The 13,021-nt window shown below is 46.1% G+C and carries 5 protein-coding genes; all 5 read left to right on the top strand.

Going from position 1 to position 13,021, the window contains the following annotated elements; genetic code table 11:
• Window positions 1–65: 65 nt before the first annotated feature.
• The 5 genes from HMPREF1039_RS06615 to rpoC all read left to right on the top strand — a co-directional run bounded on the left by HMPREF1039_RS06615 (window position 66) and on the right by rpoC (window position 12,928).
• Complete coding sequence (locus HMPREF1039_RS06615) at window positions 66–1,304, top strand: FprA family A-type flavoprotein (protein ID WP_007391669.1); 1,239 nt, start codon at window positions 66–68, stop codon at window positions 1,302–1,304.
• A 191-nt stretch (window positions 1,305–1,495) separates the two neighbouring features.
• Entirely contained in the window at window positions 1,496–3,427 is a 1,932-nt protein-coding gene (locus tag HMPREF1039_RS06610) for a fructose-bisphosphatase class III (RefSeq protein WP_007391732.1), read from the top strand.
• 67 nt (window positions 3,428–3,494) lie between these two features.
• Window positions 3,495–4,751, top strand: a complete 1,257-nt coding sequence (gene tyrS / locus HMPREF1039_RS06605) for a tyrosine--tRNA ligase (protein ID WP_007391735.1) — start codon at window positions 3,495–3,497, stop codon at window positions 4,749–4,751.
• 209 nt (window positions 4,752–4,960) lie between these two features.
• Window positions 4,961–8,677, top strand: a complete 3,717-nt coding sequence (gene rpoB, locus HMPREF1039_RS06600) for a DNA-directed RNA polymerase subunit beta (protein WP_007391665.1) — start codon at window positions 4,961–4,963, stop codon at window positions 8,675–8,677.
• Between the two features lie 21 nt (window positions 8,678–8,698).
• On the top strand, window positions 8,699–12,928 hold the full coding sequence (gene rpoC / locus HMPREF1039_RS06595; RefSeq protein WP_007391730.1) for a DNA-directed RNA polymerase subunit beta': 4,230 nt from the start codon (window positions 8,699–8,701) through the stop codon (window positions 12,926–12,928).
• The last annotated feature ends 93 nt before the right edge of the window (window positions 12,929–13,021 follow it).

The raw sequence follows: 13,021 nt of genomic DNA, 5'->3' as shown, positions 1-13,021 counted from the left end.
GATTATAGCGAAGCAAAAACCGAAACAATCTTGTTCCGATTTTTGATAATAAGGAGGCATGCACTATGTATTGTGTAGAAGAAATCAAAAATGGTGTGTATTGGATGGGCTGTAATGATTTTCAGTCCGAATTGTTTGAACGGATTTTTCCTATTCCGGAAGGCATGACGTATAATTCGTATTTTATTGATGACGAAAAAACATGCGTATTGGATGCGATGGATAAATCCTGTCGCGATGAATTTTTAGAAAATGTGGAAGGATTATTAAAAGGCCGTCAGTTGGATTATTTCGTGTTGCAACATATGGAACCGGATCATGCCAGTTCGGCGGTAGCATTGTTGGAAAAATATCCGGAAGCTAAAATCATCGGTCAACCGCAGACGTTTAAACTGTTTGAACAATTTTTCCGGCATCCTATGAAAGATCGGTATGTGAATGTCACCGAAGGCGATCAATTAACCTTGGGCAAGCATACGTTGCAGTTTATTAAAGCGCCGATGGTACATTGGCCGGAAGTCATTATGACGTATGATGTAACGGATAAGATTTTGTTTACGGCGGATGCGTTCGGCATGTTCGGAACGGTGGGCAATACATATGCCGATCAGGTGGATTTTGAAGAAGATTATTTGGCGCAGGCAAGACGGTATTATGTTAATATTGTCGGTAAATATGGGCCGCAGGTTATGAATGTCTTGAAAAAAGCCGCCGGCATACCTATTGACGTACTCTGTCCATTGCATGGGGTAATGTTCCGGACCCCGGAAACGATACAATATATTTTAAAAAAATATTTACATTGGGCACAATGTATACCGGAAAAGAAGGGCGTGGTTATTGCCTTTGCTTCTATTTATGGCGATACGCAACGGGCGGCTTGTAAATTAGCACATAAGTTGAGCGATGCCGGCGTGCGGGATGTGCGGCTGTATGATGTTTCCAAGACGCATTCTTCGTATATTACGGCTAAAGCATGGGAATACAGTCATTTAGTATTGGCTTCGCCTACGTATAACTTAAATCTGTTTTTACCTATGGAAACTTGCCTCCACGATTTGGAAACACTCCTTTTTCAAAATCGTAAAATTGCCGTTATCGGCTGTCATAGCTGGGCTTCCGTAGCGTATAAAACGATGTTGGAATATGTACAGCATAAGTTTAAAAATTGTGAATTAATAGAACCGACGATTGATATGAAATCTTCTTTAGCCGCCGATCAGGAATGTATTTTAGATGAAATGGCTAAGAATATTGCCGCCGATGTAGCGGCGTATGCCGATCCGGACACCTTGATTAAATAAGGCGGCGGCCGGTTTTCGTCAGTATGGAAAGAACTCCCTTTGGTTGGATGCGGATCCGATGAAAGGGGGTTCTTTTTTTGCGGGACAAGAGGCGGTAACGATTTTGAAATATTTTGCAAATTCAGTTACAATAAGAACGAAACCGGACTTGATTATAGGAGCGGCAAAGCTATAGAAAAGAGGAGCATACGATGAGTGAATCCATAGCATCATATACACCGGAACGATTGCGGTATTTGGAACTGCTGGCCAAAGAATATCCGACGCAAGCAGCGACGTTTACGGAGATTATTAATTTACAGGCCATTGTAAATTTACCTAAGGGAACGGAACATTTTATGAGTGATTTACATGGTGAGTATGAGGCCTTCTATCATATATTAAATAATTGTTCCGGCGTTATTCGGGAAAAAGTGGACTTATTGTTTTCGCAGACGTTGACCGGGCAGGAACGAGCAAATGTATTGACGCTTATTTATTATCCCAAAGAAAAAATGGATATGTTGGTGAGAGAACATAAATTGACCGATGCTTGGGCAAGAACCAATTTGGATATTTTGCTGCAAGTGGCCAAATTATTGTCTTCCAAATATTCGCGTTCGAGAGTACGTAAGGCGATGGCTCCCGTATTTCGGTTTGTTATTGATGAATTACTGCATGCACAGCCGGAGGAAGATAAGAATCGGCATGCGTATCATACGAAAATTGTGGACAGCATTTTGGAAACCGGCAGTATTCGGGAATTTATTACGGCGTTAGCCGCTTTAATTAAACGGTTGGCGGTGGATCATCTGCATATTATCGGAGATATTTATGATCGCGGTCCGCATGCGGATAAAATTATGGATACATTGATGCAGCATCATTCGTTGGATATTCAATGGGGAAATCATGATATTTTGTGGATGGGTGCGGCCGCCGGCAGTTTGGCCTGCACGGCGAATGTGCTGAGAAATAATATTCGGTATCACAATTTGGAAATATTGGAAAGCGGCTACGGCATCAGTTTACGGTCTTTTGCGCTGTTTGCGCTGCGAACTTATACGCAGGATGACGGCATTGATCCTATGGTAAAGGCGATTAATGTCGTGTTATCCAAGTTGGAAGGACAGGCGATTATGCGGCATCCGGAATATGGAATGGCGGATCGGCTGCTGTTTCATACGATTAATCGGGAACAGGGAACGATTCTTTTGGGCGGAAAAACGTATGCGTTGACGACGCGGGATTTTCCGACGGTGGATCCGCAGGATCCGTATGCGTTATCGGCGGAAGAAGAAAAAATTATGACGCAAATTCAAACGGCCTTTTTAGAAAGTGAACGATTACAACAACATGTACGATTTTTTTACAGTCATGGGGCGATGTATTGCAGCTATAATAATAATTTATTGTTTCACGGCGGGATTCCGTTGCAGGAAGACGGCAGTTTTAAAGAGGTCATGATTCAAGGTAAAGCGTATCATGGAAAGGCACTGATGGAGCGGGTCGATCGGCTGGTACGTCAGGCCTATCAACAGCGCGATCCGGACAGTTTGGATTATATGTGGTATTTATGGGTGGGCATCGATTCGCCGGTTTCCGGTCGGACGGTAAAAACCTTTGAACGCAGCTATATTGTCGATGAAACGACGTGGAAAGAACCGCAGAATGCGTATTATCGGTTGAATCGGGATAAGCGGGAATGTATAAAAATATTACATGAATTCGGCATTGATTCTCCGCAAGGTCATATTATTAACGGTCATACGCCGGTCAAAGTGAAAAAAGGAGAAAGCCCGATTCGCGCCGAAGGTAAGGAAATATGTATTGACGGCGGATTTTGCAAGGCGTATCAGGGCTCTACAGGGATTGCCGGATATACGTTGATTTTTAATTCGCACGGAATTCGGATCAAGTCTCATTATCCGTTTAAGAATGTGGCACAAGTCTTGCAACACAATGCGGATATTGAGTCCGATTCCGCACAAATCGAATGGGAACCGAAGCGACTCATGATTGGCGATACGGACGAAGGCAAAAAGTTATGGCAAATGATTGAGGCGTTAAAAGACTTATTACAAGCTTATCGGCAAGGAAGCGTGCAAGAAAAAATGCCGGCTGCCGAGACACCCGATTTTTGACAGCGAACAGACCGCTGAAGTATAATGAGAACATTAAGCATAGGTTCAGAGCAAAGGAGCGGGTTGGATGAATATTATTGATGAATTGACATGGCGAGGCGCCATTAATCAAATGACCGATGAAGCCGGGTTGCGAAAGTTGACGGAAGAGAAAAAAATCTCCTTGTATTGCGGCGTGGATCCTACCGGTGACAGCATGCATATCGGCCATTTGATTCCCTTCATGATGTTGAAGCGCTTTGCTGCGGCCGGTCATCATCCGGTGGTGCTGATCGGCGGCGGTACGGGCGCTATCGGAGATCCGAGCGGCAGAAAAACGGAACGGCAACTACAAACGATGGAAAAAGTACAGGCCAATGCGGCGAAACTGAGAGCACAATTTGCGCATTTGTTTGGCGAAGAAGACCGAATCACATTCGTCAATAATGCCGATTGGTTGAGTAAAATCGATGTTCTTACGTTTTTGCGCGATTACGGCAAGCTGTTCAGCGTGAATGTAATGTTGGCTAAGGATGTGGTAGCCAGTCGACTGGATGCGGGGATTTCGTTTACGGAATTTACCTATCAAATTTTACAGTCCATGGATTTTGAACATCTCTTTTCTACTTACCACGTACAGCTGCAAATCGGGGGCGCCGATCAGTGGGGAAATATTACGGCCGGGACGGATACGATTCGGAAGATTCACGGCAGTACGGCGGAAGCGTACGGCTTGACCATTCCGCTCATGCTGAAAGCGGACGGCACGAAGTTCGGAAAAACCGCCGGCGGTGCGGTTTGGCTGGATCCGGAAAAAACATCGCCGTTTGAATTTTATCAATTTTGGTTGAATCAGGACGATGCGGATGTTGTCAAGTATTTGAAATATTTTACCTTTTTGGGGCAAGAAGAAATTAATGCGCTGGCGGAAGCGGTGCAAAAGGAACCGGAAAAACGGGCGGCACAGCGGCGGCTGGCGGAAGAAGTGACGGTTTTTGTACATTCGAAAGAAGCGCTGGCGGAAGCACAACGGATTACGGAAGCCCTGTTTCACGGCAGCATAGAAGAATTATCCGAACGGGAACTGCTGCAGGCGTTCGGAAATATGCCGACGGTAGAAGTGTCGGCAACGGAAAAAGATGTTGTGAATTGGTTGGTGGATGCGGGGATATATACGTCTAAACGGCAGGCGAGAGAAGATGTGGCGCATGGAGCCGTGACGATTAACGGGGTTAAAGTTAAGCAGGCGGAAGAAATCGTGTATCCTCATAAAAATTCACACGGTAAATTTGTGGTGGTTCGTAAAGGTAAGAAAAAATATACCTTAGCAAAAATTAAACAATAAATATATTGACGGATTATATAATTCATGCTATAATAACTCATTGCAAAATGTTCAATTGATGTTATGGAGATGCATGGAGGAAGAACTTCCGGAAAATACAAATTAAGCAAGGTTCACTTTTATATAAAGAGCCTTGCTTTTTTGTCGCTTTTTCACAGCGGTGAATATCACTGCATGCATTAACTTTTTATAAGGGGTGAAGGATCAGCATGTTCAAACCTGTACAAGTAGGGAAAAGAACTCGATACACATATGCCAAGATTAACGAGGTCTTGAAAATGCCGCATTTGTTGGATTTGCAAAATAAGTCCTACGAATGGTTCCTGGAAAAGGGATTGAAGGATATATTCAAAGATATTTCTCCCATTGAAGACGCTGCGGGAAATTTATCTTTGTCCTTTGAAAACTTTAAATTAGGCGAGCCTAAATACGATATTCGTGAATGTAAAGAACGGGATACGACGTATGCCGCGCCGTTGCGTGTTCAAGTTCGTTTAGTCAATCATGAAACCGGGGAAGTAAATGATAAAGATATTTTTATGGGCGATTTCCCTTTGATTACCGATACAGGTACGTTTATTATTAATGGTGCGGAACGTGTTATCGTCAGTCAGTTGGTGCGTTCTCCCGGGGTATATTACGGACGGGAAATAGACCCTATGGGAATTCGTTTGTATACGTCCACCGTTATTCCGAACCGGGGCGCGTGGATTGAGTTGGAAACGGATGCAAACGATATTGTGTATGCCCGTATTGATCGGAATCGGAAAATTCCTGTAACCGTGTTGATTCGCGCTTTGGGCTGGTCTACAAATGCGGAAATTTTAGATCTGTTTTTTGATGACAAACGCTTAAAAGCTACGTTTGAAAAGGATACTACCGAATCTCAGGAAGAAGCGCTGGTTGAAATTTATAAGAAGTTACGTCCTGCCGAACCGCCTACGGTAGAAAGTGCCCGGAACCTTTTTGAAGGCTTATTTTTTGATGCCCGTCGGTATGATATGGCTCGTGTGGGACGCTACAAAGCGGCCAAGAAGTTGGGCTGGGAACGACGCCTGTTCGGCTTGACCCTGCATGAACCTATTGTTGATCGGGAAACCGGCGAAATTATTGTTGAGGCACATACGGAAATCGGCTCGGAAGAAGTGAAAAAAATTCGGGACAGTCGGGTGTTTTCCGGCGAAGGTTTGGTAGAAGCGTTGGTGGAAAAAGTCGACGGTTCTGTTTATAAAATTATTTGCAATAACAGTAATCTGCCTTATGAACACAGAACGATTACGAGAGAAGACATTATTGCGCATATTGATTACTTGTTGAATTTAATGGACGGTTTCGGTACCGTGGATGATATTGACCACTTGGGCAATCGTCGGTTGCGTTGCGTAGGCGAGCTGCTGCAGAATCAATTCCGTATCGGGTTGACGCGTATGGAACGGGTTGTGCGGGAACGTATGACTACACAAGATGCGGAAACGGTGGAAGCGCAGAGTTTGATCAATATTCGTCCGGTAGTAGCCGCGATTAAAGAATTTTTCGGTTCCAGCCAGTTGTCACAGTTTATGGACCAGACCAATCCGTTGGCGGAGTTGACGCATAAACGCCGGTTGAGTGCCTTGGGACCCGGCGGCTTGTCGCGAGAACGGGCCGGTTTTGAAGTACGTGACGTACATCATTCGCATTATGGTCGTATGTGCCCTGTAGAAACGCCGGAAGGACCGAACATCGGGTTGATTTCTTCGCTGGCCTGCTTCGGAAAAGTAAACGAGTTCGGCTTTATTGAAGCACCGTATCGTCGGGTGGATAAAGAAACCGGCGTGGTTACGAATGAAGTAAGTTATATTACGGCCGATGAAGAAGAACAATACATTATTGCGCAGGCGAATGAACCGTTGACGGAAGACGGTCATTTCGTACATGAACGGGTTGCTTGCCGCCATGGAGAAGATACGCGGGAATTTAAAGCCGATCGCGTTGATTTTATGGACGTATCGCCGAAAGAAGTTATTTCTGTAGGGACATCCATGATTCCTTTCTTGGAAAACGATGATGCGAACCGCGCGTTAATGGGCGCGAATATGCAGCGCCAGGCTGTGCCGTTATTGCGTACGCAGGCGCCTCTGGTCGGTACGGGGATGGAATATAAAGCGGCCTGCGATTCGGGGGTTTGCATTTTGGCAAAACACGACGGGGTCGTTACCCGGGTTACGGGTGATGAAATTGAAGTACAAAGCGATGCGGGTTCCGTTGACACGTACAAACTGATTAAGTTTGTGCGTTCCAACCAAAGTACTTGCATTAATCAACGCCCTTTGGTTTACAAAAACGAACACGTAACGGCCGGACAGGTGCTGGCGGACGGGATGGCGACGGACGGCGGCGAATTGGCCTTAGGGTATAATATTTTGGTAGCGTACATGCCGTGGGAAGGCTATAACTACGAAGACGCAGTGTTGCTTAGTGAAGATTTACCGAAAAATGATTTATATACCTCCATTCATATTGAAGAATATGAGTGCGATGCACGAGATACAAAATTAGGTGCGGAAGAAATCACCCGGGAAATTCCTAATGTGAGTGAAGAAAGTACTAAAAATTTAGATGAAAACGGTATTATTATGATTGGCGCCGATGTTGTTCCGGGGGACGTATTGGTAGGAAAAGTAACGCCCAAAGGGGAAACGGAACTTACGCCGGAAGAACGGTTGTTGCGCGCTATTTTCGGAGATAAAGAACGGGAAGTACGCGATACGTCGTTGCGCGTGCCGCACGGCGAATCGGGAAAAGTAGTAAACGTACGCGTATTTTCTCGTGAAAATAATGATGAATTGCCGCCGGGCGTAAATCGGTTGGTACGAGTGTATATTGCGCAAAAACGAAAAATTCATGAAGGTGATAAAATGTCCGGTCGTCACGGAAATAAAGGGGTTGTCTCCCGCGTTATGCGGCAGGAAGATATGCCCTTTTTGCCGGACGGCACGCCGGTACAGATTGTTTTGAATCCCTTGGGCGTACCGTCACGGATGAATATCGGACAGATTTTGGAAACGCATTTGGGTTGGGCCATGCATGAAATGGGATTGCAGATAAAAGCCATGGATCCCAAGTTGGAAGCGAAATTAAAAGAGGCCGGATATGATGTGGATGCATATGGTATGCCGAAGCCGGATAAGGCGGGAGTTCATATTGCTACACCCGTATTTGACGGTGCGCAGGCGGAAGATGTTTTTGAAGCGTTGAAAATTGCCGGCTTACCGGAAGACGGTAAATCCGTGTTATATGACGGCCGTACAGGCGAACCGATGGATCGGCGCGTAACGGTCGGGTATACGTATTTCTTGAAACTGCATCATCTCGTAGACGATAAGATTCATGCGCGGTCTACCGGACCGTATTCTTTGGTAACGCAGCAGCCGTTAGGCGGTAAAGCACAATTCGGCGGCCAGCGTTTCGGGGAAATGGAAGTGTGGGCGTTGGAAGCTTACGGGGCCGCCTATACTTTACAAGAAATGTTGACCATCAAGTCGGATGATGTGGTCGGTCGGGTGAAAGCCTATGAAAAGATTGTTAAAGGGGAAAACATTCCGGAACCGGGAGTCCCCGAATCTTTCAAAGTATTGTTAAAAGAATTGCAGGCAATCGGCTTGGATGTGCAAATTTTAAATGAAGACGGCGACGAAGTGGTTGTGAAAGAATTGGAAGAGGAAGACGAAGCTACGCCGGAACAGACGGAAGAAATTCGTCGGGTTATGGAAGGCGAAGAAAACGGCAATGAACGCCTTGCCGCGGAACTTTCCGGCGAAGAGCCCGTTCATAACGGCGAGGAAGAAGATGTAATGAGCGGTATGGGATTAGATGTGATGGCGGATATAGAAGCGGCTGCGGAACCGGCTGCAGATACAGAAGATGAATCGGATGAGGACGAATAGGAACGGAAGGGAGCGGTATTAGTGCTGGATGTGAACGAATTTGATTCCATGAGAATCGGCTTGGCTTCTCCGGAAAAAATTATGGAATGGTCGCACGGGGAAGTAAAAAAGCCGGAAACGATAAATTATCGTACGCTGAAGCCGGAAAGAGACGGGCTGTTTTGTGAACGCATTTTCGGCCCGACGAAAGATTGGGAATGCCATTGCGGTAAATATAAAAGAATTCGCTATAAGGGCGTGGTTTGCGATCGGTGCGGTGTAGAAGTCACGCGTGCCAAAGTTCGTCGGGAACGAATGGGCCATATTAAGTTGGCTACTCCCGTGTCCCATATATGGTATTTTAAAGGGATTCCCAGCCGCATGGGGCTGATTTTGGACATTTCGCCTCGCGCCTTGGAAAAAGTATTGTATTTTGCCTCGTATATCGTATTGGATCCGGGGGATACGCCGTTATCAAAACAGCAGCTTTTGACAGAAACGGAATATCGTCAATATTTGGATATGTATGGGGATAAATTCCGTGTAGGTATGGGCGCGGCGGCGGTACAAGAGCTGCTGCGGGCCTTGGATTTGGAAACGTTGAATAAAGAATTGCGCGAAGAACTTCGTGATGCTACGGGGCAACGGCGCTTAAAAGCGATTCGGCGGTTGGAAGTGGTGGAATCGTTTCGGCATTCCGGAAATAAACCGGAATGGATGATTATGGACGTCATTCCCGTCATTCCGCCGGAATTGCGTCCTATGGTGCAATTGGACGGCGGACGTTTCGCCACTTCCGACTTGAATGATTTATACAGACGCGTTATTAATCGTAACAATCGGTTATCGCGTTTATTAAATCTGGGTGCACCGGATATTATTATTCGCAATGAAAAACGAATGTTACAGGAAGCGGTAGATGCACTGCTGGATAACGGACGTCGCGGACGTCCGGTGGCCGGCCCGGGGAATCGGCCGTTAAAATCTCTGTCGGATATGCTAAAAGGAAAACAAGGGCGATTCCGTCAAAACTTATTGGGAAAACGTGTCGATTATTCAGGGCGTTCCGTTATCGTAGTCGGTCCGGAATTGAAGATGCATCAATGCGGATTGCCGAAAGAAATGGCCTTGGAGCTCTTTAAACCGTTTGTGATGAAAAAACTGGTGGAACAGGGAATTGCCACGAATATTAAAAATGCGAAGAAAAAAGTGGAACGAGTGAGCAATGAAGTATGGGATGTATTGGAAGATGTTATTACCGAACATCCGGTATTATTGAATCGGGCGCCTACGTTGCATCGTTTAGGGATTCAGGCGTTTGAACCGATCCTTTGGGAAGGACGGGCGATTAAACTTCATCCGTTGGTTTGCACGGCTTTTAATGCGGATTTTGACGGTGACCAGATGGCCTGCCATTTGCCGTTGTCCGTAGAAGCCCAATCGGAAGCGCGGACGTTGATGCTTTCGGCACATAATATTTTAGCGCCGAAAGACGGTAAGCCGGTAGCCGTGCCGACACAGGATATGGTGTTGGGCGCGTATTATTTGACACTTGTCAAACCGGGCGCCAAAGGGGAAGGCAAGAGTTTTTCTTCTTATGAAGAAGTTATGTTGGCTTATGATGCAAAAGTCATTGATATTGAAGCGCTTATTAAAGTGCGCATTCCCGGACACGGTCTCATTGAAACTACGGCGGGAAAATTGTTGTATAATGACCAGCTTTATGACGAATTGCGGTTATACCACACTGATAAAGTCATGGTCTTCGACGATCCGCAAGAAGCGGTGTTTGCTTATCGGAACGGCATTATCGATTCCACTCACTTAGTTAAAATAAGGGTGGAGGACGGTCGTATTCAGGATTTCGGCTTTTCCCAATTAAAAGAAGAGTTTGATGTGGATTTATTGTCCATACGTCCGTTACCGGCCCATAAGGTGGATCGGCAACAGGCGGCAGAATTTATTAAGGATAAACAGTTTGTCGAAGTTCCTTGTTTGGGAGTGTTGATGAATAAAAAAGAAATCGGCAAATTGGTAGATGCGTGCTTCCATTTAGTTGGGAATACAAAAACGGCGGCCTTATTGGATCGGATTAAAAATATCGGCTACCATTACGCACGACAGGCCGGCATGTCGATTGCCATTTCGGACATTCAAATTCCGGAAGGGAAATGGACTATTTTGGATGCGGCGGATAAGCAAGTACAGCATGTTTCCACTATGTTTCAACGCGGCTTAATTACGGAAGATGAACGGTATAGAAAAACGTGCGCGATTTGGGAAAAAGCGACGGACGATGTTACGGAAGTCATGATGGATAATATGGATCCGTTCAACTCGATCTTTATGATGGCCGATTCGGGGGCACGCGGTAATAAGCAACAGATTCGTCAGGTTGCCGGCATGCGCGGATTAATGGCGGATCCGTCGGGACGAATTATCGACTTACCGATTAAAGCCAATTTCCGTGAAGGGTTATCGGTATTGGATTACTTTACTTCTTCTCACGGAGCGCGCAAAGGCTTGGCGGACACGGCATTGCGGACCGCCGATTCCGGATATTTAACCCGACGCCTGGTGGATGTATCGCAGGATGTTATTGTACGTGAAGACGATTGTGATGTTTTCGGCATCGACTTGGTGCGGGAACGGGCGCGGCTGGCAAGTTCTTGCCGGCAAGCGGTCAATTTATTGCGGGATAAGCTGATCGGTCGGGTATTGGCACGCAATGCGGTCGATCCGGAAACGAAAGAGACTATTTTTGAAGAAGATCATTTATTGACGAATGATGACATGGATACGGTTATTGCGCATAAATTGCCGAAATTATATTTACGCGGCAGTCAATTGGATATTAACGATGATCTGAATCATACGAACAACATTGAAATCGTTTCCCTGGGCGCACCGGAAGAAGGGTTCCGAGAAGCTATTCGTAAATCGATGGTGGAAAATATGCTGGGAAAAACGGTGGAAGGCACGATTTACGATTCTAACGGTATTGAAATTTGTGTTGATAAGACGCCGCTTACGGAAGAAGCGATTGAACGTATTTTGCAGAGTGACGTGGAAGAAGTCAAAGTTCGTAATAATGACATTCGCGGTGTGGAAGTTACGGCTATTGTAGAAGGCAGCGGCGTTATTGAACCGTTGGAAGAACGCATAGAAGGACGAACCGCCGCAGAAACTTTGGTGAACCCGGATACGGGGGAAGTCATTGTGGCGTTGAATGAAGAAATTATGGCGGCACAGGCGAAAGAGGTGGCCAAGTATTATACTAAAGTGCGGATTCGCTCCGTGCTTACCTGCCACAGCCGTTACGGCGTTTGCGCAAAATGCTACGGTCGCGATCTCGGCACCGGCGGCAAGGTCAATGTCGGTGAATCGGTGGGGACGATTGCCGCTCAGTCTATCGGTGAACCGGGGACACAGTTGACAATGCGTACGTTCCATACCGGCGGGGTGGCTTCTGCCGGCGATATTACCCAAGGGTTGCCGCGTGTAGAAGAATTGTTTGAAGCCCGTAAGCCGAAGGGCAATGCGATCGTTACGGAAATAGACGGGGTGATTTCGATTTCCGAAAAAGAAGATCATCACGATATTAATATTGTACATGTAACGAATCAAGATGGCGACGAACGAAGCTACACCATTCCGTATGGCGCACATTTGGTGGTGCATGAAGGCGATTCCGTCAAGAAGGGCGCACGTATTACGGCCGGTTCCATTAACCCGCATGATATATTGCAGATTTTGGGAGTGGAAGCTACACAACGGTACTTGGTATATGAAGTACAAAAGGTTTACAAGTCACAAGGGGTAGGTATTAACGATAAGCACATTGAAGTAATTGTACGGCAAATGTTGCGCAAAATGAAAATTGAAGACGCGGGAGATGCGGATGTATTGCCGGGAGATTATATAGATGTGAATACGTTTGAAGATATGAATCGCCGTGTACGGGCCAATGGCGGTAAGACGGCGGAAGGACGCCCCATGTTGTTGGGGATTACGAAAGCGGCTCTGGCTACGGAATCCTTCCTTTCGGCCGCTTCTTTCCAGGAAACGACACGCGTTTTGACGGATGCCGCGATTAAAGGCAAAGTGGATCCGTTGTTGGGATTAAAAGAAAATGTCATTATCGGCAAATTGATTCCCGCCGGTACGGGCATGAGTCGGTATCGCAAAGTAAAAGTGATTAATATGGTGCCGCCGGCTATTTTGGAAGACGGCGAAACCGGTGAGAATGAAGACGATGCGGTTACGGAATAAAACGATTTGAAAAAAAGCTGTGCGCCATAAAAGGCGTACAGCTTTTTTTTCGGCTTCGTAAATCGTTGTTGCGGAAAACGCATGCAAAACGAT

The sequence above is a fragment of the Megasphaera lornae genome, from assembly GCF_000214495.1.
Classification (GTDB): domain Bacteria; phylum Bacillota; class Negativicutes; order Veillonellales; family Megasphaeraceae; genus Megasphaera; species Megasphaera lornae.
The sequence above is the reverse complement of the archived record's forward strand: the minus strand, read 5'-3'. Positions and strand labels throughout refer to the sequence as shown.

Coding starts and splice junctions, on each gene's coding strand:
- HMPREF1039_RS06615 (WP_007391669.1), top strand. CDS start 66: ATGTATTGTGTAGAAGAAATCAAAAATGGTGTGTATTGGATGGGCTGT.
- HMPREF1039_RS06610 (WP_007391732.1), top strand. CDS start 1,496: ATGAGTGAATCCATAGCATCATATACACCGGAACGATTGCGGTATTTG.
- tyrS (WP_007391735.1), top strand. CDS start 3,495: ATGAATATTATTGATGAATTGACATGGCGAGGCGCCATTAATCAAATG.
- rpoB (WP_007391665.1), top strand. CDS start 4,961: ATGTTCAAACCTGTACAAGTAGGGAAAAGAACTCGATACACATATGCC.